Origin of the sequence: Mycolicibacterium setense (assembly GCF_000805385.1) — a bacterium.
In the GTDB taxonomy this organism is placed as follows: domain Bacteria; phylum Actinomycetota; class Actinomycetes; order Mycobacteriales; family Mycobacteriaceae; genus Mycobacterium; species Mycobacterium setense.
Genome location: NZ_JTJW01000010.1, coordinates 515,672 through 542,504 on the forward strand (window position 1 = coordinate 515,672; position 26,833 = coordinate 542,504).

Annotated in this window: 22 protein-coding genes; 10 read left to right on the forward strand and 12 right to left on the reverse strand. The window is 66.4% G+C overall.

Annotation, left to right across the window (positions count from 1 at the left end; translation table 11 throughout):
- Positions 1 to 119 precede the first annotated feature (119 nt).
- From QQ25_RS27610 to narI, 5 genes are all read left to right on the forward strand, one after another.
- Positions 120 to 818, forward strand: a complete 699-nt coding sequence (locus tag QQ25_RS27610; protein WP_039382242.1) for a class I SAM-dependent methyltransferase — start codon at positions 120 to 122, stop codon at positions 816 to 818.
- 263 nt (positions 819 to 1,081) lie between these two features.
- Positions 1,082 to 4,756, forward strand: a complete 3,675-nt coding sequence (locus QQ25_RS27615; RefSeq protein ID WP_234711991.1) for a nitrate reductase subunit alpha — start codon at positions 1,082 to 1,084, stop codon at positions 4,754 to 4,756.
- A 44-nt stretch (positions 4,757 to 4,800) separates the two neighbouring features.
- A complete protein-coding gene (gene narH / locus QQ25_RS27620) occupies positions 4,801 to 6,396 on the forward strand; it encodes a nitrate reductase subunit beta (protein WP_039382742.1) in 1,596 nt (531 codons plus the stop codon).
- The gene (gene narJ, locus QQ25_RS27625; protein ID WP_039382244.1) at positions 6,393 to 7,079 is read left to right on the forward strand and encodes a nitrate reductase molybdenum cofactor assembly chaperone; all 687 of its coding nucleotides are present in this window, start codon (positions 6,393 to 6,395) and stop codon (positions 7,077 to 7,079) included. The genes narH and narJ overlap by 4 nt, the downstream gene beginning before the upstream one ends.
- A complete protein-coding gene (gene narI / locus QQ25_RS27630; RefSeq protein ID WP_039325542.1) occupies positions 7,076 to 7,819 on the forward strand; it encodes a respiratory nitrate reductase subunit gamma in 744 nt (247 codons plus the stop codon). Before narJ ends, narI begins: the two co-directional genes overlap by 4 nt.
- 77 nt (positions 7,820 to 7,896) lie before the next feature.
- Here the strand turns inward: narI and fadA6 are convergent, their stop codons facing one another.
- From fadA6 to ipdE1, 9 genes are all read right to left on the reverse strand, one after another.
- A complete protein-coding gene (gene fadA6, locus QQ25_RS27635) occupies positions 7,897 to 9,045 on the reverse strand; it encodes a steroid 3-ketoacyl-CoA thiolase FadA6 (protein ID WP_039325544.1) in 1,149 nt (382 codons plus the stop codon).
- Complete coding sequence (kstR2, locus tag QQ25_RS27640; protein ID WP_029108235.1) at positions 9,038 to 9,655, reverse strand: TetR family transcriptional regulator KstR2; 618 nt, start codon at positions 9,653 to 9,655, stop codon at positions 9,038 to 9,040. The genes fadA6 and kstR2 overlap by 8 nt, the downstream gene beginning before the upstream one ends.
- 89 nt (positions 9,656 to 9,744) lie before the next feature.
- Positions 9,745 to 10,425, reverse strand: coding sequence for an AmiS/UreI family transporter (locus QQ25_RS27645; protein WP_082017738.1), 681 nt, complete (start codon positions 10,423 to 10,425; stop codon positions 9,745 to 9,747).
- Positions 10,425 to 11,183 carry a cysteine hydrolase family protein gene (locus tag QQ25_RS27650; RefSeq protein WP_039325547.1) on the reverse strand — a complete coding sequence of 253 codons (759 nt, stop codon included), beginning with the start codon at positions 11,181 to 11,183 and terminating at the stop codon, positions 10,425 to 10,427. The genes QQ25_RS27645 and QQ25_RS27650 overlap by 1 nt, the downstream gene beginning before the upstream one ends.
- Positions 11,184 to 11,248: 65 nt before the next feature.
- Complete coding sequence (locus QQ25_RS27655) at positions 11,249 to 12,763, reverse strand: DUF4153 domain-containing protein (protein WP_039382245.1); 1,515 nt, start codon at positions 12,761 to 12,763, stop codon at positions 11,249 to 11,251.
- The gene (locus tag QQ25_RS27660) at positions 12,760 to 13,779 is read right to left on the reverse strand and encodes a HAMP domain-containing sensor histidine kinase (protein WP_039326911.1); all 1,020 of its coding nucleotides are present in this window, start codon (positions 13,777 to 13,779) and stop codon (positions 12,760 to 12,762) included. Before QQ25_RS27660 ends, QQ25_RS27655 begins: the two co-directional genes overlap by 4 nt.
- Before the next feature lie 69 nt (positions 13,780 to 13,848).
- Positions 13,849 to 14,526, reverse strand: a complete 678-nt coding sequence (locus tag QQ25_RS27665) for a response regulator transcription factor (RefSeq protein ID WP_039382247.1) — start codon at positions 14,524 to 14,526, stop codon at positions 13,849 to 13,851.
- A gap of 334 nt (positions 14,527 to 14,860) precedes the next feature.
- Positions 14,861 to 15,652 (reverse strand): (5R,7aS)-5-hydroxy-7a-methyl-1-oxo-2,3,5,6,7,7a-hexahydro-1H-indene-carboxyl-CoA reductase, encoded by a 792-nt coding sequence (gene ipdF / locus QQ25_RS27670; protein WP_039325552.1) that lies wholly within the window; start codon positions 15,650 to 15,652, stop codon positions 14,861 to 14,863.
- Positions 15,652 to 16,806 carry an acyl-CoA dehydrogenase IpdE1 gene (gene ipdE1, locus QQ25_RS27675; RefSeq protein WP_039382248.1) on the reverse strand — a complete coding sequence of 385 codons (1,155 nt, stop codon included), beginning with the start codon at positions 16,804 to 16,806 and terminating at the stop codon, positions 15,652 to 15,654. The genes ipdF and ipdE1 overlap by 1 nt, the downstream gene beginning before the upstream one ends.
- A gap of 46 nt (positions 16,807 to 16,852) precedes the next feature.
- Between ipdE1 and fadD3 the strand changes: the two genes are divergently transcribed.
- The 5 genes from fadD3 to QQ25_RS27700 all read left to right on the forward strand — a co-directional run bounded on the left by fadD3 (position 16,853) and on the right by QQ25_RS27700 (position 22,763).
- A complete protein-coding gene (gene fadD3, locus QQ25_RS27680) occupies positions 16,853 to 18,457 on the forward strand; it encodes a 3-((3aS,4S,7aS)-7a-methyl-1,5-dioxo-octahydro-1H-inden-4-yl)propanoate--CoA ligase FadD3 (protein ID WP_052236117.1) in 1,605 nt (534 codons plus the stop codon).
- Entirely contained in the window at positions 18,448 to 19,590 is a 1,143-nt protein-coding gene (locus QQ25_RS27685) for an acyl-CoA dehydrogenase family protein (RefSeq protein ID WP_039382250.1), read from the forward strand. The genes fadD3 and QQ25_RS27685 overlap by 10 nt, the downstream gene beginning before the upstream one ends.
- Entirely contained in the window at positions 19,587 to 20,540 is a 954-nt protein-coding gene (locus tag QQ25_RS27690) for an acyl-CoA dehydrogenase family protein (protein WP_039382252.1), read from the forward strand. Before QQ25_RS27685 ends, QQ25_RS27690 begins: the two co-directional genes overlap by 4 nt.
- Positions 20,540 to 21,475 carry an acyl-CoA dehydrogenase IpdE2 gene (gene ipdE2, locus QQ25_RS27695; RefSeq protein WP_039325563.1) on the forward strand — a complete coding sequence of 312 codons (936 nt, stop codon included), beginning with the start codon at positions 20,540 to 20,542 and terminating at the stop codon, positions 21,473 to 21,475. Before QQ25_RS27690 ends, ipdE2 begins: the two co-directional genes overlap by 1 nt.
- Before the next feature lie 130 nt (positions 21,476 to 21,605).
- Entirely contained in the window at positions 21,606 to 22,763 is a 1,158-nt protein-coding gene (locus tag QQ25_RS27700; RefSeq protein WP_039382253.1) for a pyridoxal phosphate-dependent aminotransferase, read from the forward strand.
- Between the two features lie 56 nt (positions 22,764 to 22,819).
- On the opposite strand, the gene QQ25_RS27705 is transcribed toward QQ25_RS27700, so the two are convergent.
- The 3 genes from QQ25_RS27705 to QQ25_RS27715 are packed head-to-tail and all read right to left on the reverse strand — an operon-like array spanning position 22,820 to position 26,822.
- Entirely contained in the window at positions 22,820 to 24,754 is a 1,935-nt protein-coding gene (locus QQ25_RS27705; protein ID WP_039382255.1) for an acetoacetate--CoA ligase, read from the reverse strand.
- Positions 24,751 to 25,497: a 3-hydroxybutyrate dehydrogenase gene (locus tag QQ25_RS27710; RefSeq protein WP_039382257.1), complete on the reverse strand. Its 747-nt coding sequence runs from the start codon at positions 25,495 to 25,497 to the stop codon at positions 24,751 to 24,753. The genes QQ25_RS27705 and QQ25_RS27710 overlap by 4 nt, the downstream gene beginning before the upstream one ends.
- The gene (locus QQ25_RS27715) at positions 25,494 to 26,822 is read right to left on the reverse strand and encodes an MFS transporter (protein WP_039382259.1); all 1,329 of its coding nucleotides are present in this window, start codon (positions 26,820 to 26,822) and stop codon (positions 25,494 to 25,496) included. Before QQ25_RS27715 ends, QQ25_RS27710 begins: the two co-directional genes overlap by 4 nt.
- Between the last annotated feature and the right edge of the window lie 11 nt (positions 26,823 to 26,833).

Genomic DNA, 26,833 nt, shown 5'->3' on the forward strand with positions numbered 1-26,833 from the left:
CCCTGCCGAGCAGACACAGAATCGCCCTTTTCTCCTCGGAGAAGGGCGATTCTGCTGGGGCCCCTCCCGCTTGCGTGGGACTGCTCGCGCTGTTTCGCGGCGATTGGCACAGTGGATGCATGGACATCCGTCGCGTCGAGAACCCCGTGGTGAGGCGGGCCGCCCAAGGACTGCACAACTTCAACAGCAGGCACCCGTGGAGCCACAACGACCATTTCCATCGCTGGATCCTGGCGAACCTGCCCGCGCACCGTGGCACCGCGATCGACATCGGATGCGGCCAAGGCGGGTTGGTGGCTCAACTGGCCGGTGAGTTCGCCCGGGTCCGTGGCACGGATCTCGATGCGGGCATGCGCGCTGAGACGGCCCGGCGGTGTGCCGGCCTGACCAACGTCACCATCGACGACAGCCAACTCGCCGAACTCTACGGGCCCGTCGACCTGATCACCATGATCGCGGTGCTGCACCACCTCGACGTCGAGCAGGCGCTGATCGACGTCAAACGACTGCTGCGCCCGGGCGGGCGGTTCCTGGCGGTCGGACTGGCCGCCCCCAGCTCCCTCCGCGATACCGCGTGGGATCTGGCGTCCGCGGTGACCAACCCGCTCATCGGCCTGATCAAGCACCCGCGCCCGGTGCCAGGCGGGCCGGTGCCCCCGCCATTCCCCGTCCGCGATCCTCAACTCAGCTTCGATCAGCTGCAGACGATGGTCCGGGACGTCATGCCGGGCGCACAGATGCGCCGCCGGCTGGCATTCCGGCACACCATCGCCTGGACGAAGCCCGGCGGGCAGGCCGGCGCATTGTTACCGGAGTGATAAATCATCGATCCCGCGCCTGCGGTCCGAACCGTGGATTTCCGCGCCCCGACCGCTCGCGCCGAGCCGGCATCCACGCGGTCACCGCAGGTGGGAGCGGTAATCGGAGCGGCGGCGGCAAATGGCTGTATGACTGCCACGTTCCCGCGAAATAACTTGTGCGTTAACGCGATTTCACAGGGCTGAACACGGTCCAGTGCGTTCTTTTGACGGCCTCCGCAACCCTCTTACGCTCGTGAATCAACAGCTTGGAGGGACGGATCGTGGCCGATTCACATGTGGGTGGCGCAACGCCTGCCGACGCTTTGCTGCGACTGGGGAAGTACTTCCACCGCGGTGAGATCTCGGACGATCAGCGGACCCTGCACAAGGTCGGCGGCCGCTCGGCTGATGACTTCTACCGGGACCGCTGGGCACACGACAAGGTCGTGCGCTCGACCCACGGCGTCAACTGCACCGGATCCTGCTCCTGGAAGATCTACGTCAAGGACGGCGTGATCACGTGGGAGTCGCAGCAGACCGACTATCCGTCGGTCGGCGCCGACAAGCCCGAGTACGAGCCGCGCGGCTGCCCACGTGGAGCGTCGTTCTCCTGGTACACGTATTCGCCTGCGCGCGTGCGCTATCCGTACGTCCGCGGTGTGCTGCTGGAGTACTACCGCGAGGCCAAGGAGCGGCTCAAGGACCCGGTGCTGGCGTGGGCCGACATCGTCGAGGATCCAGAGAAGTCGAAGCGCTACAAGAGCGCCCGCGGCAAGGGCGGGTTCGTGCGTGCCGAATGGTGGGAGGCCGCCGAGATCGCCGCGGCCGCCCACGTCCACACCGTCAAGAAGTACGGACCGGACCGCGTGGCCGGCTTCTCACCGATCCCGGCGATGTCGATGGTCAGCCACGCCGTCGGCGCCCGGTTCATCTCGCTGCTCGGCGGGTCCATGCTGTCGTTCTACGACTGGTACGCCGACCTGCCGGTCGCTTCGCCGCAGGTGTTCGGCGACCAGACCGACGTGCCCGAATCAGCCGACTGGTTCGACGCGGGCTACCTGATCATGTGGGGCTCCAACGTCCCCGTCACCCGAACACCCGACGCGCACTACATGACCGAGGCCCGGTACCGCGGCCAGAAGGTGGTCGTGGTGTCGCCGGACTACGCCGACAACACCAAGTTCGCCGACGAGTGGCTTCCGGCCCGCCCCGGCACCGACGCCGCCCTCGCGATGGCGATGGGCCACGTGATCCTCAAAGAGTTCTTCGTCGACAACCAGACGCCGTACTTCACCGAATACGTCAAGAAGTACACCGACCTGCCGTTCCTGGTCACCCTGGTCGAACGCGACGGACGGGTGCTGCCGGGGAAGTTCCTCACCGCGGCCGATCTCGGCGGCGAACATGCGGAAACGGAAGCCGCCGACTCCAAAACGGTCCTGCTGGACCAGGCCGGGCGGCCCGTGGTGCCCAACGGCTCACTCGGGCACCGGTTCACCGCCTCCGGTGAGGGCCGCTGGAACCTCGACCTGCAGGGTGTCCACCCGATGCTGACGCTGCACGGCGACAACGACGGCACAGCGAACGTTGCCCTGCCGCGGTTCGACAGCGACAAGCCGGGCGTGCTGGAACGCGGCGTACCCACCAAAATGGTTGCCGGACACCGCGTGACAACGGTGTTCGACCTGATGCTGGCGCAGTACGGAGTCGCCCGCGACGGGCTGCCCGGGCAGTGGCCTTCCGGTTACGACGACGCCACCGAGCCCTACACACCGGCCTGGCAGGAAACGATCACCGGTGTGCCCGCGCAGGCCGCCGAGCGCATCGCACGGGAGTTCGCCGACAACGCCGAACGTTCCAAGGGCCGGTCGATGATCCTGATGGGCGCGGGCACCAACCACTGGTTCCATTCCGATCAGATCTACCGATCGTTTCTCACGCTGGTCATGCTCACCGGCTGCCAGGGCGTCAACGGTGGCGGCTGGGCACACTATGTCGGCCAAGAGAAATGCCGGCCGGTGACCGGTTGGGCCACACTGGCATTCGGCCTCGACTGGCAGCGGCCGCCGCGGCAGATGCAGGGCACGATCTTCTGGTATCTGGCGACCGATCAGTGGCGCTACGACCCGTTCACCTCAGAGGTGATGGCCTCACCTCTGGCCGAGGGACGCTTCGCCGGCCGCACCGTGGCGGACAGTATCGCGCTGGCCACGCGGCTCGGGTGGATGCCGAGTTACCCGACCTTCAACCGCAACCCGTTGGATCTGGCCGATGAAGCCATCCGGATGAGCAAGGACGCGGCGGAATACGTGGTGGACGGGCTCAAGTCGGGTCATCTGCAGTTCGCCTGCGAGGATCCCGACGCCCCGGAGAACTTCCCGCGGTGCCTCACGGTGTGGCGGTCCAATCTGCTGGGTTCGTCCGCCAAGGGCAACGAGTACTTCCTCAAACATCTTCTCGGCACCGACTCCGCGGTGGCCGCGCGCGACGAGGACGGCATCCGCCCCCAGGAGGTGCGCTGGCGCGACGAGGCACCGGTAGGCAAGCTCGACCTGTTGCTGTCGCTGGATTTCCGCAACACCAGCACCACGTTGTTCTCCGACATCGTCCTGCCCGCCGCGACCTGGTACGAGAAACACGACCTGTCGAGCACCGACATGCACCCGTTCGTACATGCCTTCTCGCCGGCGATCTCGCCGCCGTGGGAGACCAAGACCGACTTCGACGCGTTTCACCGCATCGCCCGCGGTTTCTCGTGGTTGGCCGAAAAGCACCTGGGGAAGCGCAAAGACATCGTGGCGATGCCGCTGCAGCATGACAGCGCCGATGCCACCGCCCAACCCGGCGGTCACGTGCTGGACTGGCGAGCCGGCGAGTGTGAACCGATTCCCGGCAAGACCATGCCCCGGCTCATCACGGTGGACCGCGACTATCCGGCGATCGCCGAGAAGATGGCCGCGCTCGGGCCGATGGTGGAAACCGTCGGACTCACCACCAAGGGGGTGACCACCCATCCCGATGAGGAGGTCGAGTACCTGCGCGGGATCAACGGCGCGGTGGTCAGCGGTGTGGCGATCGGACGCCCCTCGCTGGCCAAGGACACCCACGCCGCCGAGGCCATCCTCGCGCTCTCGGGCACCACGAACGGGCGCTTGGCCGTCGAAGGCTTCGAAGCGCTGGAACGGCGAACCGGAACCGAACTGGTTGACCTGGCCAAGGAGAACGAAGGCAAGCGAATCACGTTCGCCGACACCCAGGCCCGACCGGTGCCCGTCAACACCTCGCCGGAATGGTCCGGCTCGGAGACCGGTGGCCGGCGCTACTCCCCCTTCACCATCAACACCGAACGGCTGAAGCCCTGGCACACGTTGACCGGCCGCCAGCATTTCTATCTGGATCATGACTGGATGAGTGAACTCGGCGAGCAGCTGCCGACGTTCCGGCCGCCGCTGGACATGACCGCGTTGTTCGACGAACCCGCCGTCGGCGACACCGCGGGAGGCATCACGGTGCGGTACCTGACCCCGCACTCCAAATGGTCGATTCACTCTGCCTATCAGGACAACCTGTACATGCTCACGCTTTCGCGTGGCGGCCAGTGCATCTGGATGTCGGACGTCGATGCCGCCAAGATCGGGGTCAAGGACAACGACTGGATCGAGTGCACCAACCGCAACGGCGTGGTGAACGCCCGCGCGATCGTCAGCCACCGTATGCCCGAGGGCCTGGTGTTCATGTATCACGCCCAGGACAAAGCGGTCGACGTGCCGCGCACCGAGAAGAACGGGAAGCGCGGCGGCATCCACAACGCGCTGACCCGCATCATGATCAAGCCCACCCATCTGATCGGCGGGTACGCGCAACAGTCCTTCGCCCTGAACTACCACGGGCCCACCGGAAACCAACGCGACGAGGTCACCACGATTCGTCGTCGCTCGCAGGAAGTGGAGTACTGACGCATGACCGGACACAAAGCTTGCGGAGTGGACCAATGAGGGTGATGGCGCAGCTTGCGATGGTGATGAACCTCGACAAGTGCATCGGCTGCCACACCTGCAGCGTCACGTGCAAGCAGGCCTGGACCAACCGCAGCGGTGTGGAGTACGTGTGGTTCAACAACGTGGAAACCCGCCCCGGACAAGGCTATCCACGCCAATACCAGGATCAGGAGAAGTGGAAGGGCGGCTGGACGCTCAACAAGCGCGGCAAGCTGACCCTGAAGTCGGGCTCCCGGTTCAAGCGGCTACTGAACATCTTCGCCAACCCTGACCTGCCCACGGTGTCGGACTACTACGACCCGTGGACGTACGACTACGAGAACCTGCTGTCGGCGCCGGCCATGGACACCACGCCGGTGGCACGGCCCAAATCCCTGATCACCGGCCGGGACACCAAGGTCACCTGGGGTGCCAACTGGGATGACGATCTGGGTGGCGGGCCGGAGCAGGTGGGCCGGGACCCGTTGCTGGCCAAAGTTGCCGAAGTATCCGAGAAGGTCAAGCTCGAGTTCGAGCAGACGTTCATGTTCTACCTGCCGCGGATCTGCGAGCACTGCCTCAACCCGGCCTGCGCCGCGGCGTGCCCCTCCGGCGCGATCTACAAGCGCTCCGAAGACGGCATCGTGCTGGTGGATCAGGACAAGTGCCGAGGCTGGCGGCAGTGCGTCACCGGGTGCCCGTACAAGAAGATCTACTTCAACCACAAGACCGGCAAGGCCGAGAAGTGCACGTTCTGCTATCCCCGCGTCGAGGTCGGTATTCCCACCGTGTGTTCGGAGACCTGCGTCGGGAGGCTCCGCTACATCGGCGTGATGCTGTACGACGCGGACGCGGTGCTCGAGGCAGCATCGGTCACCGACGACAAGGACCTCTACCCGTCACAGCTCGGGGTGTTCCTCAACCCGCACGATCCACGGGTGGTCGCCGAAGCCGAACGGGCCGGCATCTCCCCGGAATGGATTGAAGCGGCCCAGAATTCACCGGTGTACCGGCTGATCGTCGACTATCAGGTGGCCCTGCCCCTGCATCCGGAGTACCGGACCATGCCGATGGTCTGGTACGTGCCGCCACTGTCACCGGTGGTGGACATTCTCAAGGAGACCGGTCACGACGGCGAGAACAAGAACAACCTGTTCGGCGCCATCGACACGCTGCGGATCCCGATCGAATACCTCGCCGAGTTGTTCACCGCCGGCGAGGTGGGCCCGGTGCGAGCCTCGCTGCAGCGGCTGGCGGCCATGCGGGCCTACATGCGGTCGGCCAATCTCGGCGAAGAGTTCGACGAGACCATCCCGGAATCGGTGCGCTTGAGCGGCGAGGAGATCGAGGCGATGTACCGGCTGCTGGCGATCGCGAAATACCAGGACCGCTACGTCATCCCGACCGGGGCCGGCTCCGATGCGCACCGCCTCGACGCGATTGCCACCGGTTGCAGCCTGGACGGCGACGGCGGGCCCGGAATGACCGCATACGACACCATGGTGGACAAGTTCCATCTGACCAACACCAACGATGCTGTTCCGCAAGGTGATCCGACGCGGGTCAACCTGCTCAACTGGGACGGCCGGAGCACAGACGGGCTGTTGCCGACCACATGAAGCTACTTACTCTCGGCCGCAGAACAGGTACGGGCTCCGCTTTGTCCGAGCGCCAGCAGCGTCTGGTGTGGCGCATCACGGCGCTGTTGCTCGACTATCCGACGGCCGAAACCGCCGATCTCGTCGACCAACTGGACGCTGTCACAGCCGAACTGCCGGATTCGGTGCGGGCGCCGCTGACAGAATTCCTGCGTCAGTTCGGTGAAACGGACCCGATGCAGCGTGCGTCGAACTATGTCGAGACGTTCGACATGCAGCGGCGCAGCAGCCTGCATCTCACCTACTACGCCTACGGGGACACCCGCAAGCGCGGCATGGCCTTGTTGCGGTTCAAGCACGCCTACCGCCAGGCCAGCATCGACATCGGGGACTCAGAGCTTCCCGACTATCTGCCCATGGTGCTGGAGTTCGCGGCGACCGTCGACCAGGTGCAGGGTGAGCGGCTACTGGCCGAGCATGTCCCCGTGCTCGAACTGCTGCGACTCTCACTGCAGGACAACGACTCCTACTACACCGGGCTGCTGGCCGCGGTCCTGGCCACGCTTCCGCCGGTGAACAGTGCCGACCGCCGGCGGATCGCCCAGCTCGCCGCCGAGGGGCCGCCCGACGAGGATGTCGGCCTCGACCCGTTCGCGATGGACCCGATGACGATGGATCCCACTGGTCAGGGGGCAAGGCGATGAGCAACGTGTTGTGGGTGACCCTTCCGTACATCGCCTTCACCTCTTTCATACTCGGACACATCTGGCGCTACAAGAACGACCAGTTCGGGTGGACCACAAGGTCTTCGCAGATCTATGAGAGCCGACTGCTGCGGCTGGGAAGCCCGCTGTTCCATTTCGGCATGCTCGGCGTCGTGGGCGGGCACGTCGTAGGGCTGCTGATCCCGCAGTCGTGGACCGCGGCGGTGGGTATCTCGGAGCATGTCTACCACCTCATGTCGGTGAGCCTGGGTTCGCTGGCCGGTCTGGCCGTCATCGCCGGGGTGGGCATCCTGCTCTACCGCCGGGTCACCGTCCCGGAAGTGCGCACAGTGACCACGTTCAACGACAAGGTGATGTACCTGCTGTTGGTTGGTGCCCTGGTGACCGGAATGCTGAACACGCTGACCAACGTGTTCTCGACGTACAACTACCGCGAAACCGTGTCGCCGTGGTTCCGCAGCTTGTTCACGCTGCATCCGGCACCGGAGCTGATGGCCGAATCCCCGTGGACGTTCCAGGCGCATGTCCTGATAGTGGTTGCCTTGCTCGGCTTCTGGCCCTACACCCGGTTGGTGCACATGTTCAGCGCGCCCATCGGTTATATGTTCCGCCCCTTTGTGGTCTACCGCAGCCGCGACCCGCAGCGGGCCGGCAAGAACCGCTACGCCAAGGCGTGGGTGACGCCGCAGGCACCACCCCCGCGCAACCGTTGGGTGTGAGCCTTCCCTGACGCGCAGACGCAAATGTCCCCCAAACCGGCTGGTTTGGGGGACATTTGCGTCTGTTGGTGGAGAGACTAGAGGCGCTCGATGATCGTCACGTTGGCGGTGCCGCCGCCCTCGCACATCGTCTGCAGACCGTAGCGACCGCCCGTGCGCTCCAGGGTGTTGAGCATGGTGGTGAACAGCTTGGCGCCGGTGGCTCCCAGCGGGTGCCCCAGGGCGATCGCGCCACCGCTCGGGTTGACCTTGGCCGGGTCGGCCTTGGTCTCCTTGAGCCAGGCCAGCACGACGGGCGCGAAGGCCTCGTTGATCTCGACGGTGTCGATGTCATCGATCGACAGGCCGGTCTTCTCCAGCGCGTACTGGGTGGCCGGGATGGGGCCGGTCAGCATCATCACCGGATCGTCGCCACGCGCGCTGATGTGGTGGATGCGGGCACGCGGCTTCAGCTTGTACTTGTTGATCGCCTCCTCGGAGGCCAACAGGACCGCCGCCGCACCATCGGAGATCTGGCTCGCCAGTGCGGCGGTCAGTCGGCCACCCTCGACCAACGGCTTGAGCGACGCCAGCTTCTCCAGCGTCGACTCGCGCGGGCCCTCGTCGACGCCGAAGTCACCGACCGGGACGATCTCGTTGTCGAAGTGTCCGGCCCGGATCGCGGCGAACGCGCGCTGGTGGCTGTTGTAGGCGAACTGCTCCATCTCCTCGCGAGAGATGTCCCACTTCTCGGCGATCATCTCCGAGCCGCGGAACTGCGAGATCTCCTGGTCGCCGTAGCGGTGCAGCCAGTTCTTGGATTCGTTTGTGGGTGAGGTGAATCCGAACTCCTTGCCGACCACCATGGCCGACGAGATCGGGATCCAGCTCATGTTCTGCATACCGCCGGCCAGGATCAGGTCAGCGGTGCCGGACATGATTGCCTGCGCGCCGAAGGAGATGGCCTGCTGGCTGGAACCGCACTGTCGGTCGACGGTGACGCCGGGGACGGCCTCGGGGTAGCCGGCGGCCAGCCAGGTCAGGCGGCCGATGTTGCCGGCCTGCCCGCCGATGGCGTCGACGCAGCCGACGATGACGTCGTCGACCGCACCCGGGTCGACGTCATTGCGGTCGAAGATGGCGCGGAACGCGTGCACGCCGAGATCGATCGGGTGCACCTCTGCCAGCGAGCCATTCTTCTTCCCGACCGGCGTACGCACTGCGTCGACGATGTATGCCTCAGGCATTGTTTGTCTCCTTTGACAGGGTGATTCCGCCGAGAACTACGGCGAGGTACTGGCGGCCGACCTGCTCGGCCGTGAGTGGTCCGCCCGGTTGATACCAGCGGACCGAGACCCAGGTGGTGTCGCGGATGAACCGGTACACCAGGTCGACGTCCAGGTCGGGGCGGAAGGAGCCGTCGGCCATGCCCTGCTCCAGGATGTCCAGCCACATCCTGCGCTGCTCTTTGTTGCGCTCATCGACGAAGCCGAACTGCGGCAGCGAGGACAGCCGCTTGGCCTCGTCCTGGTAGATCACAACCTGCGCATGCCGGTGCTCGATGGCCTCGAACGAGGTCATGAACAATCCGGTGAGCCGCCCCAGCGGGGTGGACTCCTGATCCAGGATCTGCTCGTATCGGGCGAACAACCAGTCGAGGAAGTCCTTGAGCACTTCCTCGACCATCTGCTCTTTGGACTTGAAGTGGTGGTACAGGCTGCCCGACAGGATTCCCGCGGAGTCGGCGATATCGCGGACTGTCGTCGCCTTCAGGCCGCGTTCGGCAAACATGGTCGCGGCCAGGTCCAGAAGCTCGTCACGTCTGCTTGCCGGCTGGGCGGGGGTATCCGGCTCCATCGACACAGCATAGCAACCAAGCGCTTGCTAGGTCACGTGCATACGAGAAAACGGGCCCCCGCCAAGGAGCCCGCCAGTTCTCATCGGGATCACGCAGGCTGGGGCACACCCCCGGCCACCGCAACGGCGGCGCCACCGTCCGCCACAACTGACGCCACCTCTTCACCCCGTCGAACGCTACGCCGAGACAACGCCACAGACAGCGCAGTCGCCGCGACCAGCACCGCCAACGCCACCGCACCAGCCGCCACTGACGTCGGCCAGACCCCGTTGAGCAGCAGAACCGCCGACAGGCTGCAGGTCGGGATGCCGAGCAGAATGAGGAACCAACCGGTGAAATGCCCCAGGTCGAGCCGGGCCGCCTTCGTCACACCGAGCCCCAACAACACGAAGAACAACGTCCACATGATCGCCCACGTGGCCCAGATGACGGCGAACACCGGATCGGTCTCCACGCTCTTGATCGCGTAGTACGCCGCGATCACCGCGACGAACGTGCTGTACCAACCGAATCCGCGCGGATCGATGTCGAAGATCTGGATGAACGCGAACCACAGATACGTGAATCCGAACAGATAACTAGGCCACGTGGCGTTGACGACGCCGGGATCGCCGCCCGCCTGCACGAGAACCAGCGTCGGCAGAACCACCTGGGCCGCACCGACGAACAGGTTCAGCGGCGCGGCACCCCGCCCACTGACCAACCCAACAGAGACCAGTCCGTTGACGAACAGCGCCACGCCGACGAGAAGCAGCCCGACGTTCCCCATCAGCGGGCGATCCATTCCACGAACTGGTCCGACGTGATGACCGGTGCGAAGAAGTTGTTGATCCGCTCGAACGCTGCCCGCTCCTGGTCAGGATGCGCCGCACCGGTCGCATCGCCGATCACGATGGGCAACAGACCGTGATCGCGCGCCGCGCGGGCGTTGCCCTCCACGCACCAATCGAGATGGATCCCGGTGAGCACCAACACCTCGACCCGCTGCCGGCTCAACGCGCCGGGCAGGTCCGTGCCGACGAACGCCGTTTGCAGTGCTTTCTCGTACAGCTCGTTGTCGCCGGGCTCGACCAGGTCGCGCAGTTCTCCGACAAGTTCGTTGTCCCAGGCGATCTGCTCGGGCGTGGCGTCGATGTGTCCGGTCCAGCCGTCGTACTGCACCCGGTCGAAATCCGTCTTCGGGTAGTCATCGCGGAACACCGAGAACCCGATCCAGTTGAACGAGACGAAGTTCGGGGCCGAACGCGCCGCCTTCGCCACCTTCACCGTCGCCTCAAGGCTGCCGCGGAACGCGTGCCCTTCCGCGTACTGAACCCCGCCCGGCTTGTACAGCGAGTTGGACTGGCTGATCGACAGGAACGCAGCGGGCCGGGACAGGATCTCCCGGAAGTTCAGGCCCTCCCACTGCTTGGCGAGCGGCGGGATGGCGGCGCGGTTGTCGGCCGGATGGCCGAGCTCCTTTGGATCGAGCGCGATCGGTTCCAGCGGAGTGGTTCGAGAGGAGCCCTCGACGGAGAGTGCGGTCACACGGCATACCTTCGGCCCACGGCAGCCGGCCCGACAGTCTTTGAATCGGCGCGATTCTGGGCGGCCTACCGGTAGTCGTAGGACCAGTACGCCGAGCAATACTCCGGCAGATCAGTCACCGCAGGGCGATCCGCGCGTGCGCGCGACAGATTGAACAGATACCACGGGTCGGCGTGCGGTCCATCGGAGCGCACGCACGCGCGGATGTGTCCGGGCAGCCGGTGTAGTGCGGGATCGATGTCCGATGACAACCGGGACAGGTACTCGGCGTCGAGTTCACCGGTCTGCTCGAAGCGGTCGATATTGCGGTCGGCCACGAGGCGCTCGGGATTGAGCGCTGCCAACCCCAACAACGCCACCACCCCGGCGACCAGCACCGCATGGGGCAGCCACCGCCCCGACATCCGAATCCCCGTCAGTGCGACAAGAAGGAACACCACGCCCAGCCACAGTTCGATGGTCACCACCATCACCCGGTCGGTGCTGAAGCCGTAAGCCTGCTGATACAGCCACATTCGGTGGATCGCCGAAACCACGACGACAACCGATGTGGCACAGAGGATTCCGACAAGCACACGCAGCAAGCGGCGGTCGGTCACGCCGACCCGGCCGGCCACCCGGATCACCGCACCCAGCACCAGCAGGGTCAGCCCCGACACCCACAGCAGCTGCCAGAATCCCTGCCTGGCGTACTCGGCGTAGGTCAGCCCTTCGGTTTCCAGCACATGGGTGTGACCACCGAACAACACCGCGGCCTGCACCACCACGAACGCGATGAACAGCGCGTCGAGCACACCGAGCGGCAGCGCCCACTCCCACCGCGGCACCGGCCGCATCGGTGCGGGTGCCAGCGCATCGAGCCTCGGCGGGAACCGGGTCAGGTAGGCGCCGCCGAGGACGAGGGCCGCGACGATGCCGAAGACCACCACCCGGGCGACGACATCGCCGCCGTCGACGGTGGGTACGAGGCTTCCGGCCAGGTGAGCGAAAGCCGCGTCCGCCGAGGCGAACAGGGCCCCGAACACCAGCGCCAGGACCACGGTGAGGCCGATGACCATGGCGACGCGGCCAGGATTGGCGACGCCCACCCGGTTCGGCAATCCGCGTCGCACCCAACCACTCACGCGGGCCGGCAACAGCCACGGCAGGAAAGGCCCGGCGAACACCGCCGTCCACGTGCGTCCACCGAACAGGGTGCACCAGCCGGTAATCCAGGCCGCCATGATGCAGAGCACGCCCAGCCAGTCGGCGGCCAGCAGCGCGGGCACGGCCAACAACGCCAGGGTGAGCGCGATCCCTGCCCACTCCGTCCGGGTCGGCCTACGCTCGGCGGTTCCGTACACCACGGCGACGACGATCATCCCGATGACGAGGTAGCCGATGCTCAGCACCGACGGCCGCCACAGCGCGGTACCCACCAGGCCGCCGACCACTGCGGCTGTCAGCACCCGGTGTGGCGCCGACGCCAGCGGTGCGATCGGCCACACCCGCCGCGGCCATACCGTCCACCCGGGCTCGCCCGAACTCGGCAACGCCGGCCCGATCAGATACTGCGGAACTCCCGGAAATGTCATCGTCATACCGTGTCCTCCCCCGTCGTCGATTCCGGAATGCCCACCCTGATCCGGCATCCCGCCTCGGTATCCATCACTTCGATGACCCCGCCGTGCAATTCCACTGCCCACCGCGCGATCGCGAGACCAAGCCCGGTTCCACCGTCCGAGGTGGCGCCTCGGGTGAACCGCTCAAAGACCCGCTCCCGCTCGGCGGCCGCGATTCCCGGGCCTTGATCGGCCACCTCGAGTCGCAGCCCCGTCGCACCGCGGGCCGCCAGCACCGTCACATGTCCGTCAGCCGGGCTGTGCCGAATCGCGTTGTCCACCAGGTTGACCACGACCTGGCGCAGTCGTGCCGGGTCCGCGACGGCCTTCAGGTCCGGCGGCGACACCCTGATCACCACGGGCACACCGCCTGCCGAAACCGAGACATGGGCAACGGCCTCGTGCAGGAACTCATCGACGTCGAACCGACTGATCTGCAACGGAAGCGCACCGCCCTCGATGCGGGACAGATCGAGCAGGTTGGTCACCAACTCGCCGAGACGTTCGGTCTGCGACAGCGCCAATCGCATGGTCTGGGCGTCAGGTTCGACCACCCCGTCCACCACGTTCTCCAACACCGCCTGCAACGCGGTGATGGGCGTCCGCAGCTCGTGGGACACGTTGCCGATCAACCCACGCCGGTACTCGTCGGCAGCGCCCAGGTCCGCCGCCATCTGATTGAACGCGACTGCCAGTTGGCCGATTTCGTCGCGGGAGGTGGCACGTACCCGGAGGCTGTAATCACCACGGGCCATGGCCCGCGCGGCCGCGGTCATCTGCCGCAGCGGCGAGGTCATGCCGTGGGCGAGGAACTGAGTCAGGATGAGCGACGTGGCGAGCGCGGCCAGCAGCGCGTACCGGAACTGCCAGCTCGCGCCGATCCAGAACGTGAACGAGGCCAGCAGGATCGCACCTCCGACCAACAGGCCAGTCTTGACCTTGAACGACGCGAACGGGTCCAGCGGCCGGGGTAGCCGATCCCATAACTCGGCGATGACGCTCATCGTGCCCCTCGGCTCTTCGCGCAAGCGCTCATCGTGCCCCTCGGCTCTTCGCGCAAGCGCTCATCGCGGAACCTCGAGGGCGTACCCCACCCCGTGCACCGTCCGGATCAGCTCGGAACCGAGCTTGCGCCGTAGCGCCTTGACGTGACTGTCCACGGTGCGACTCTCGACATCCGAGGTCCAGCCCCAGACATGTTCCAGCAGCGTCTCGCGGGCCACCGCGGCCCGTGGCCGGCCGACGAGGAAAGCCAGCAGGTCGAATTCGGTTCGGGTGAGGTGGATTTCCACGGCGTCGTCGCCGGAGCCCTGGTGAACCCGGCGCTCGGTCAGGTCGATACGGTAATCGCCAACTGACAGCGGCTGATCGGCAATCGCTCGGTCCACGCGGCGCAGCAGTACCCGGACCCGGGCCACCAGTTCACGCATGCTGAACGGCTTGGTCAGATAGTCATCGGCGCCGATTCCCAAACCGATCAGCATGTCGGTCTCATCGGTGCGGGCGGTCAGCATGAGCACCGGCACGACCCGCTCGGCCTGGATGCGCCGGCACACCTCCAGCCCGTCGAAGCCCGGCAACATCACGTCGAGCACCACCAGATCCGGCTGGGACGCCGCGGCGGTTGCCACCGCTGACGGGCCGTCGACGGCGGTCTCGACCTCGAACGCCTCGGCGCGCAGGCGGGTGGCCACCGCGGAAAGGATGGTCGGCTCGTCGTCGACCACCAGGATTCGCTTCACGGATCTGAGCGTAAGCGCTGGTTGTGGTGCTTCCGGGCAGCGATTGTGAAGATCCTGTGGAGACCGTGGCGCGGAATGGAAGCCGAACGAGTCACACAAGCCCCAGTAGCACCGGATTCCTTGAGGTGCCGAAGTGCCCGCCTATGAGCGACAATTCAGCGATAATCGCCCCATACGCCGCATCGACAACTTCTGCCGCAGAGGCCGCCACCACACGCGTCACTCGCGCCTAAACGACCACGCAGGCAACAGTTTTCGGGTTGCCCACCTATGAGCGACAGAGTCGCTCATAGCCGGGCACGTAAGACATGCCGGCCAAAACTACGGCTGGTCCTCAGGCCCGCTGACTCGACACCGAGATGACCTCGCCGGTCAGGTAGCTCGAGTAGTCACTGGCCAGGTAGGCGATGGTGGTGGCGATCTCCCACGGCTCGGCAGCGCGGCCGAACGCCTCGTCCGAGGACAGCCGGTCCAGCAGTGCGGCGTCGGCCGACTTCTCCAGGAACTTGTGCCGCGCGATGCTCGGCGAGACGGCGTTGATCCGCACCCCGTATTCGACAGCTTCGATTGCGCTGCACCGGGTCAGCGCCATGACACCGGCCTTGGCGGCGGCGTAGTGCGACTGCGAGTGCTGCGCACGCCAGCCGAGAACACTGGCGTTGTTGACGATGACGCCACCGTGCTCGACGTCGCGGAAGTACCGCAGGGCCGCACGGGTGGCCCGCATGACCGAGTTCAGCGTGACGTTGAGGACGCGGTCCCACTCGTCGTCGGTCATGTCGACCAGTGGGGTCTCGCCGCCGAGGCCGGCATTGTTCACCAAAACGTCCAGGCGGCCCATCTTTTCGACGGACCGGGCGATGAGCGCGTCGACCGCCTCGGTGGAGGTAACATCGCAGACCACTGCCTCGACCCGGCCCTGGCCGAGTTCGGCCAGCTGATCGCGGGTCTCGTTCAGGCGCCGCTCGTGGTAGTCGGACACCACGACGTCGGCGCCCTCCAGGAGGGCGCGGCGCGCGGTGGAGGAGCCGATGCCGGTACCAGCGGCGGCGGTGACGAGGACGACCTTGCCCTTGAGCAGGCCGTGGCCCTCAACCTCTTTGGGAGCTACGGAGAGATCGCTCATCAGCCTTTTGCCTCTCGGGGTAGACCGAGCACGCGCTCGGCGATGATGTTGCGCTGGATTTCGTTGGACCCGCCGTAGATGGTGTCCGAACGCGAGAACAGGTACAGCCGCTGCCACTCGTCGAACTCACCGTCAGGCAGCGTCAGCCCGGCCGTGCCCTGCACGTCCATGGCGATCTCGCCGAGCTCGCGGTGCCAGTTGGCCCACAACAGCTTCGAAACATTGTCTTGTCCGGGCTGTTCGACATCCATCGTGGCCAGCGCGTAGGAACGCATGGCCTGCAGGCCGGTCCACGACTCGGTCAGCCGCTGACGGATCAGCGGATCGTCGGCTGCACCGGTGCGCTTGGCCAGTTCGACGAGGTTGGAATGCTCACGGGCGTAGCGGATCTGCTGGCCCAGCGTGGAAACGCCGCGCTCGAAGGTCAGCGTTCCCATGGCGACGCGCCAACCGTCGCCGGGCTGACCGACCACGAGCGAGGCCTCGGTGCGGGCGTCGTCGAAGAACACCTCGTTGAACTCGGAGTCACCGGTCAGCTGGATGATGGGGCGGATCTCGACACCCGGCTGATCCAGCGGCACCAGCAGATAGGAAAGGCCGGTGTGCCGCTTGGAGCCCTTCTCCGTGCGGGCCACCACGAAGCACCACTGCGCCCAGTGGGCCAGCGATGTCCAGACCTTCTGGCCATTAATGTGCCACTGCTCGCCCTCCGCATCGAGCTCGGCCGTCGTCGCCACATTGGCCAGGTCACTGCCGGCGTTGGGCTCGGAGTAGCCCTGACTCCACAGCTCGGTGACGTCGAGGATCTTGGGCAGGAACCGCTTCTGCTGCTCGGGGGTGCCGTACTCGATGAGCGTCGGCCCGAGCAGTTCCTCGCCCAGGTGGTTCACCTTGTCCGGCGCGTTGGCGCGGGCGTACTCCTCATAGAAGGCGACGCGGTGCGCAACCGACAGCCCTCGGCCACCGTGCTCCACCGGCCAGCCGAGGCACGTCAATCCCGCCGCGGCGAGATGCTGATTCCACGCCCGTCGCTCTTCGAAGGCTTCGTGTTCACGCCCCGGTCCACCAAGGCCCTTGAGGGCTGCGAATTCGCCAACGAGATTGTCTGCGAGCCACTGCCGGACCTCGGCCCGGAACTCCTGGACCTCTATCACCCCTGTAGGCTAACCTACCAAGCACTTGCTTTGTTAAGGGAGCATCATGACCGGGGCACACCATCCGCTCGCGGGGCCAGATCGCCGTACCGTTCCAGCGGTACTGGACCGGGTTGCCGTGCAGTTTTCCGACCATGAGGCCCTGGTCACGCCTGCCGGCGGAGTCGGCAATCCCGGCGGAGTCCAGCGTCTCACTTACTCGGAACTACGCGCGCATGTGCGCCAAGCCGCCGCGGCGATGATCGATCTCGGCGTCGCACCCGGCGACCGAGTGGCGATCTGGTCGCCCAACACCTGGCACTGGGTGGTCGCCTGCTTGGCCACCCACTACGCCGGCGCACAGATGGTGCCGCTCAACACCCGCTACACCGCGAGCGAGGCCACCGACATCCTGGCCCGCACCGAGGCACCGCTGCTGATCGCCGCGGGTGAATTTCTCGGTTCGGACCGCACCGCCGAACTGGACCGGGACGCGCTGCCCGCGCTCCGGCACATCGTGCGGGTGCCCGTTGAGAAGGAAGAGACCGGCGACGAGTCCTGGGATTCCTTTTTTGCCCGCGGGACCGACCTGGATGCGGTCGACGCCCGCGCCGCCGCGGTACAGCCCGATGATGTCTCCGACATCCTGTTCACCTCCGGCACCACCGGACGGAGCAAGGGTGTGCGGTGTGCACACCGGCAGTCGCTCGACGGATCCGCCGCCTGGGCCGAGTGCGGCCAGGTCACCAGCACCGACCGCTACCTGTGTATCAACCCGTTCTTCCACAACTTCGGTTACAAGGCCGGCATCCTGGCCTGCCTGCAGACCGGCGCGACGCTGTACCCGGTGCTCACCTTCAACCCTGAGCAGGCTCTCAAAACCATTGCCGAGCACCGCATTACCGTGCTCCCCGGCCCGCCGACCATCTTCCAGACCCTGCTGGATCACCCGAAGCGGGCGGAGTACGACCTGTCGTCTCTGCGCTTCTCGGTCACCGGCGCGGCGGTGGTGCCGGTGGTCCTGATCGAGCGGATGCAGTCCGAACTCGACATCGACATCGTGCTGACCGCCTACGGGCTGACGGAGGCGGCCGGATTCGGCACCATGTGCCGTGCTGATGACGACGCCGTGACCGTCGCCAACACGTGCGGACGGCCGATCGCCGATTTCGAACTACGCCTGGACGATTCGGGCGAAGTGCTGCTGCGCGGGCCGAACGTGATGCTCGGCTACCTCGATGACCCGGCCGCGACAGCCGAGGCCATCGACGCCGACGGTTGGCTGCACACCGGCGATATCGGCACGCTCGACGCGCGCGGCAACCTGACCATCACCGATCGCCTCAAGGACATGTTCATCTGCGGCGGGTTCAACGTGTACCCAGCCGAGATCGAGCAGGTGCTGGCCCGATTGGACGGCGTCGCCGAGTCTGCCGTGATCGGCGTTCCCGACGAGCGACTCGGTGAGGTCGGCAAGGCCTACGTGGTGGTCAAGCCCGGCGTGACGCTGGACGAGGCCGCCGTGATCGCCCATACCCGCGAGCATCTCGCGAACTTCAAGGTGCCGCGATCAGTTGAGTTTCTGGATGTGCTGCCGCGAAATCCTGGCGGCAAGGTGATCAAACCGGTGCTGCGCAGCAGAGGGACCCGAGAAGGGGTGCAATGGACCTGAATTTCGACGACGAGACCGAGGCCTTTCGGGCCGAGGTCCGCGAATTCCTGGCGGCCAACCGGGAGTCCTTCCCGACCAAGTCGTACGACACGCTCGAAGGCTTCGAACAGCATCGCCGTTGGGACAAGGTGCTTTTCGACGCCGGACTGTCGGTGATCGCCTGGCCCACAAAGTACGGCGGCCGCGATGCCACGCTGCTGCAGTGGGTGGTGTTCGAGGAGGAGTACTTCCACGCCGGCGCGCCCGGACGGGCCAGCGCCAACGGCACCGCCATGCTGGCGCCGACACTGTTCGCACACGGCACCGAAGAGCAACTTCAGCGCGTGCTGCCGAAAATGGCGAGCGGCGAGGAGATCTGGGCCCAGGCCTGGTCGGAGCCCGAGTCGGGCAGCGACCTGGCCTCGCTGCGCTCGACGGCCACCAAGGTCGACGGCGGCTGGAAGCTCAACGGACAGAAGATCTGGAGCTCGCGGGCGCCGTTCGGTGAGCGCGGCTTCGGCCTGTTCCGGTCCGACCCTGAGGCGCAGCGGCACAAGGGCCTGACCTACTTCATGTTCGACCTCAAGGCGCCCGGGATCACCGTGCGACCGATCGCCCAACTCGGCGGCGACACCGGCTTCGGTGAGATCTTCCTCGACGACGTCTTCGTACCCGACAACGACGTGATCGGCGCCGTGCACGAGGGCTGGCGCGCCGCGATGAGCACGTCGAGCAACGAGCGCGGCATGTCGCTGCGCAGCCCGGCTCGCTTCCTGGCTCCCGCCGAACGGCTTGTCGCGCAGTGGAAGTCGAATCCTGATCCGGTGTTCACCGACCGGGTGGCCGACGCCTGGATCAAGGCCCAGGCCTACCGGCTGCACACCTTCGGCACCGTGACCCGGCTGGCGAACGGCGGTGAGCTGGGTGCCGAGTCCTCGGTGACCAAGGTGTTCTGGTCGGACCTCGACGTCGCCCTGCATCAGACCGCTCTGGACATGCAGGGTCCCGATGCCGAGCTGGTCGATCACTCGACCGAGGGCCTGCTGTTTGCCCTGGGCGGCCCGATCTACGCCGGCACCAACGAAATCCAGCGCAACATCATTGCCGAGAGATTGCTTGGCCTACCGCGTGAATTGGGAGGGAAGCCGAAGTGAACTTCCAGATCGACGAACAGCAGCGCGACTTCGCGGCCAGCATCGACGCGGCGCTCAGTGCCGCCGATGTTCCGGCCGCCGTGCGCGCGTGGGGCGACGGCGACACCGCGCCCGGCCGCAAGGTGTGGGCTCAACTGACCGACCTCGGGGTGACCGCCCTGCTGGTGCCCGAGAAGTACGACGGCATCGAGGCCAGCCCGGTCGATCTGGTCGTGGCCCTGGAACGGCTGGGCTACTGGGCGGTGCCCGGACCGGTCACCGAATCCATCGCCGTGGCACCGATTCTGCTCGCGAACGACGAAAGGGCCACAGGTCTGGCTTCAGGCGAGTTGATCGCAACGGTCGCCATGCCCCCGCAGGCACCGCGCGCGGTCAACGCCGACGTCGCCGGTCTCGTCCTGCTGGCCGCCGACGGACAGGTCGGCGAGGCCACCACGGGAGCCGCGCACGATTCCGTCGACCCGGCCCGAAAGTTGTTCGACGTCACCGCCTCCGGCGACACCCAGGCCGCCGATACGGTGCGGGCCTATGAGTTCGGTGTCCTGGCGACGGCCGCCCAGTTGGTCGGCGCCGGTCAGGCCATGCTGGATCAGTCCGTCGAATACGCCAAGCAGCGCACCCAGTTCGGCCGGATCATCGGCTCGTACCAGGCAATCAAGCACAAGCTGGCCGATGTCCTCATCGCCGTCGAACTGGCCCGTCCGCTGGTCTACGGCGCGGCACTGTCGCTGGCCGAGAACTCACCCGACACCGCTCGCGATATCAGCGCCGCCAAGGTGGCCGCCTCCGACGCCGCGCTGCTGGCCGCCCGCTCGGCGCTGCAGACCCACGGCGCCATCGGGTTCACCCAGGAACACGACTTGTCCCTGTCACTGCTGCGCGTACAGGCGTTGCGCAGTGCCTGGGGCGATCCGACCGCACACCGTCGTCGACTGCTGGAGGCCCTCTGATGAGTGAAGAACGTCAACTGCTGCGCGAAACCGTCGCCGCGCTGGTTGACAAGCACGCCTCGCCGGAGGCCGTGCGCGCGGCCATGGAATCCGACCGCGGCTACGACGAGAAGCTGTGGAGCCTGCTGTGTGAGCAGGTCGGCGCCGCAGCGCTGGTGGTTCCCGAGGAACTCGGCGGCGCCGGAGGCGAACTCGCCGATGCCGCAGTGGTTCTCGAAGAGCTCGGTAAGGCCTTGGTGCCGACTCCGCTGCTCGGCACCACCCTGGCCGAGCTCGCCCTGCTCGCCGTCGACGACCATGAGCCACTCGAGAGCCTTGCCGAAGGCACCTCGATCGGCACCGTGGCCTTCGACCCCGACTACGTCATCAACGGTGATGTGGCCGATGTCGTCATCGCGGCCGACGGCGAGAACCTGACCCGCTGGACCACGTTCACCGCCACCCCCAAAACCACCATGGATCTGACCCGCCGGCTGTCCGCGGTGATCCCCGGTGACACCGTTGTCCTCGGTGCCGATCCCGGCCTCGCCGACACCGCGGCCCTGCTGATGGCCGCCGAACAGATCGGCGCCGCGTCGCGCTGCCTCGACCTCACCGTCGCCTACACCAAGGACCGGGTGCAGTTCGGTCGCGCGATCGGCAGCTTCCAGGCGCTCAAACACCGCATGGCCGACCTTTACGTCAAGGTGTCCTCAGCGCGTGCAGTGGTCAACGACGCCATCGCCGCACCGTCACCCACCACAGCCTCCCTGGCCCGCTACTTCGCCAGCGAGGCGCTGTCGGCGGTGAGCGCCGAGGCCATCCAGCTGCACGGCGGCATCGCCATCACTTGGGAGAGCGACATCCAGCTGTACTTCAAGCGCGCCCACGGCAGTGCTCAGTTGCTCGGACCGCCGCGGGAACATCTGCGCCGGCTCGAAGCTCAAGTGTTCTAGGCGGCCCGCCGCCGTGGTGTTCTAACGTGTCCAGCTTTCGCCGAAACCGCATTCCAGCAGGTGTCTACTCGCACTTTTCCTGCCGGAATGCGGTTTCGGCGGTTGGATCAGCGTTGCTAACCTCACTCCGATGACCGACCACGTCGCACTGCGCGCCGGGATCCCGCCGTTCCACGTCATGGACGTGTGGCTGGCCGCGGCCGAACGCCAGCGCACCCACGGCGACCTCGTCAACCTGTCGGCAGGGCAACCCAGTGCCGGGGCGCCGGCGGCAGTGCGCGATGCCGCCGTCGCCGCACTGAACCACGGCCAGCTCGGCTACACCGTCGCGCTCGGTCTGCCGGAGTTGCGCGCCCAGATCGCCGCGTCGTACCGCAAATACGGCGTCGAGGTCGGCGTCGACGAGGTGGTGCTCACCACCGGCTCCTCCGGCGGATTCCTGCTGACCTTCCTGGCCTGTTTCGATGTCGGCGATCGGGTGGCCATCGCCAGTCCCGGCTACCCCTGTTACCGCAACATCCTCACCGCGCTGGGCTGCGAGGTGGTCGAGATCCCATGCGGGCCCGAGACCCGTTTCCAGCCGACGGTGGCGATGCTCGACGCGCTCGATCCCCCGGTGGCCGGCGTGATCGTCGCCAGCCCGGCCAATCCGACCGGCACCGTCATCCCGCCCGCCGAATTGGCCGCCATCGCCACCTGGTGCGACCACTCCGGCGTCCGGTTGATCAGCGATGAGGTCTACCACGGCCTGGTCTACCCCGGCGCGCCCGCAACCAGCTGCGCGTGGGAAACCTCGCGAAACGCCGTGGTGGTCAACAGCTTCTCGAAGTATTTCGCGATGACCGGCTGGCGGCTGGGCTGGCTCCTGGTGCCCACCGAGTTGCAGCGCGCGGTCGACCGGCTCACCGGCAACTTCACCATCTGCCCGCCGGCCTTGGCCCAGCATGCGGCGGTGGCCGCGTTCACCCCGGAGGCGCTGGCCGAGGCCGACGGTCTGCTGTCGCACTACGCCGACAACCGCACGCTGCTGCTCGACGGGCTCCGCGGCATCGGCATCGACCGCCTGGCGCCGACCGACGGCGCGTTCTACGTGTACGCCGACGTCAGCGACCACACCGAGGATTCCTTGGTCTGGTGCTCGAAGCTGTTGGCCGACACCGGCGTTGCCATCGCTCCCGGCATCGACTTCGACACCGTGCGCGGCGGCTCCTATGTCCGGCTGTCCTTCGCCGGCCCGACCAGTGACATCGAAGAGGCGCTGCGCCGCATCGGTGCCTGGTTGCAGTAGATCGACTCTGCGGTGAGGGCGTTGTCCACTCGCACTTTCACGCCCTGAGCGCAGAGTCAGCCCTTTGGACGCTGCGTGGCGTACCAGTCGAGCAGGTCCGGGTTGTCGACGGCGCTGCGCTCGACCACCTTGGCCGCATCCGCCCCCTGGAACAGCTTCTTGATCGGCACTTCGAGCTTCTTGCCCGTGCGAGTGTGCGGAACGCCCGGTGCCACAATGATGTCGTCGGGCACGTGCCGCGGCGACACCTCGGTGCGGATAGTCTGAATGATCTTGTCCCGCACAGCATCCGTGAGCTCGATGCCCTCGGCGGGCACCACGAACAACGGCATCCAGTATCCGCCGTCGGGTTGTTCGGCCCCGATCACCAGCGCCTCGGCGATCTCGGGCAGCCGCTCCACCGCCTGGTAGATGTCGGCGCTGCCCATGCGGATGCCGTTGCGGTTCAGCGTGGAGTCCGACCGGCCGTGCACGACGATGCTGTCGTGGTCGGTGATGGTGATCCAGTCACCGTGACGCCACACGCCGGGGAACATCTCGAAATATGCGGCGCGGTACCGGGATCCGTCCGGGTCGTTCCAAAACGCGATCGGCATCGACGGCAGCGGCTTGGTGATCACCAACTCCCCGACCTCGCCACGCACAGGCCTGCCCGACTCGTCCCACGCATCCACCGCCGCTCCCAGGTAACGAGTGGACAACTCGCCCGGCCACACCGGCACCGTCGGCGCGCCGCCGATGAACGCCGAGACCACGTCGGTGCCGCCACTCAAGGAGGAGACCTGGACCCGCTCGCCGACGTTGTCGCGCAGCCACAGCGCCGACGAGGGCGGAAGCGAGGATCCGGTGATGCCCACGGTTTTGAGTGCCGACAGGTCATGCTCTTCGCGGGGTACCGCACCGGCCTTGGCGCAGGCCAATACATAGCCGGGGCTGGTGCCCAGCACCGTCGCATGGACGGTGGCCGCGATGTGCCACAGCGCGTCGGCCGTCGGATAGGTGGGGCTGCCCTCGTAGCAGACGATGGTGGCCCCGACCAGCAGCCCGGCCACCTGGAAGTTCCACATCATCCAGCTCGGGCTGGTGTACCAGAAGAAGGTGTCCGCACCGCCGATGTCGGACTGCAGCGACACCGCCTTGAGGTGTTCGAGCAGCACGCCGCCGTGGCCGTGCATGATGCCCTTGGGCAACCCCGTGGTGCCGGAGGAGTACAGCACCCACAGCGGATGATCGAAATCCACCGGCGTGGTGGACAACTCGGCCTTGCCCGTCGTGGCCGAATCCCAGTCCAGCCAGTCTTCGCGGGCCGCTCCCAGTCGCGACACCAGCACCGAAGCCTTCAACGAGGGCAGGCCGTCACGCACGGCGGCGATGTCGGCACTCTTGTCGTGCGACTTGCCGCCGAACTGATATCCGTCCGCGGTCACCAGCACGATCGGTTCCAACTGGCCGAGCCGGTCCAGGGCGGCTTTGGCGGTGTAGTCCTGCCCGCATGCACTCCAGACCGCGCCGATGCTCGCGGTCGCCAGGAACGCGATGATGGCCTCGGCGATGTTCGGCAGATAGCCGACCACCCGATCCCCCGGCTCGACACCGAGCGATCGCAGGGTGTGCGCGAAAGCCGCGGTACGGCGCAACAATTCGGACCAGGACAGCTCCGTGACGGCCCCGCCCTCGGCGACGGTGAGGATGGCCGGCCGATCGGTCCGGGCCTGCCTGGCCACCTGGTCGACATAGTTGAGGCGCGCCCCGGGGAACCACCGCACACCCGGCATCTCGTCACCGGTGAGCACCGCTTCGGGCCGCTCACCCAGATCGAAGTAATCCCACAATGCGCCCCAGAACGCCGCCGGATCGTCGACCGACCACTGCCACAGGTGCTGATAGTCCGGCGCGCTGATCCCGGTGCGGGCTTCGACGAACCGGGCGAAATCGGTGACCCGGGCGGCTTCGGTACCTTCCGGCGTCGGCTCCCATTGCGGTTGACTCATCTAGCGCTCCACCCACCATCCATCGTGTACGACGCCCCGGTCACCATCCGGGCGTTCGGGGACGCCAGCCAACCTACCAACGCACCAACCTCTTCCGGCTCCACCAATTGTTTGACGGCGCTTTCTTTCAGCAACACCTCGGCGAGCACGTCCTGCTCCGGAATGGCGTGGATGCGGGCCTGATCGGCGATCTGCTTGGTCACCAGCGGGGTCCGCACATAGCCAGGGTTGACGCAGTTGCTGGTCACCCCGTGCGGGCCGCCTTCCAGCGCGGTCACCTTGGACAGGCCCTCCAGCGCATGCTTGGCGGTGACGTAGCCGGACTTAAACTCCGAGGCGCGCAAGCCGTGCACCGACGAGATGTTGACGACGCGGCCGAACCCCTGCGAGTACATGTGCGGCAGGGCGGCGCGGATCAACAGGAACGGCACCTCGACCATCAACGCCAGCAGCATCCGGAACCGCTCGGGGGGAAATTCCTCGATCGGGTGGATGCTCTGCACCCCGGCGTTGTTCACCAGGATGTCGCAGTCCAGCTTCAGGGTTTCCAGTGCCGAGACGTCGAGAAGGTCTACCGCCCAGGCTTTTCCGTCGATCTCGCGGGCGACGGCCTCAGCCCCGGACGCATCGATGTCGGCCACGGTGACCACCGCGCCGAGGTTCGCCAGCTCGCGTGCACATGCCGCACCGATCCCGCTGGCGGCACCGGTGACCAGGGCGCTGCAGCCGGCAAGATCACTCATACCGCGGCCCGTTTCAGGTCAGCGGCATCGATGTCGGCCAGGTCCACACCCTTGGTCTCGCGGGTGAACGCCAGCGCGATCAGCGTGACCAGCGCGGCCACCGCGAGGTACACCGCGATCGGCACCGAGGAGTTGTAGGTCTTCAACAACCACACGGCGATGATCGGCGCCAGCGAGCCGGCGACAATCGAGGTCACCTGATAACCAAGGGAGACACCCGAATAGCGCATCCGGGTCGGAAACATCTCGGACATCAGCGCGGGCTGCGGCGCATACATGAGGGCGTGGATCACCAGGCCCAGCGTGATGGCCGCGGTCACCGGCAGATACTGACCGCTGTCCATCATCGGGTAGGCGAAGAAGCCCCAGCAGACCGCGCCGACGGCACCGAGGAAGTACACCGGGCGGCGGCCGTAACGGTCAGAAAGGGTCCCCACTATCGGGATGGCCACCAGGTGCACCGTGTGCGCGACGAGCAGCCACCACAGGATGTCGCTGGTGTCGGAGTGCACGTGCTCCTTGAGATAGGTGATCGAGAACGTGACCACCAGGTAGTACATGATGTTCTCGCCGAATCGCAGGCCCATCGCGGTGAACACCCCGCGCGGATAACGTTTGAGCACCTCGATCGCGCTGAACGAGCTCGCCTTGATCTGTTCGGCTTCCTGTTGGGCCGCAACGAAAATCGGGGCGTCGGTGACCTTGGTGCGGATGTAGTAGCCGATCAGCACCACCACCGCTGACAGCCAGAAGGCCACACGCCAGCCCCACGACAGGAACGCGTCGGCGCTGAGCAGCCCATTGAGCAGCAGCAACACCACGGTGGCCAGCATGTTGCCGACCGGGACACCGGCTTGCGGCCAGCTCGCCCAGAAACCACGCGACTGGTTCGGGCTGTGCTCGGCCACCAACAGCACCGCGCCACCCCACTCTCCGCCCACGGCGAAGCCCTGCACGAAGCGCAGGACCACCAGCAGCACGGGTGCCAGGTAGCCGATCTGACCGAAGGTGGGCAGACAGCCCATCAGGAACGTGGCGAGGCCGACGAGCACGAGGCTGAACTGAAGCAGCTTCTTGCGACCCAACTTGTCGCCGTAGTGACCGAACACGATGCCGCCGAGCGGGCGGGCCAGGAAGCCGATCGCGTACGTGCCGAAGGCTGCCATGATGGCGTCCAACTCATTGCCGCCCTGCGGGAAGAACAACTTGTTGAAGACCAGTGTGGCGGCGGTTCCGTAGAGGAAGAACTCGTACCACTCGACCACGGTGCCTGCCATCGAGGCGGCGACGACGCGGCGCAGGCCGGTCAGATTGGGCGCGCTCATCCGCGGCTCTC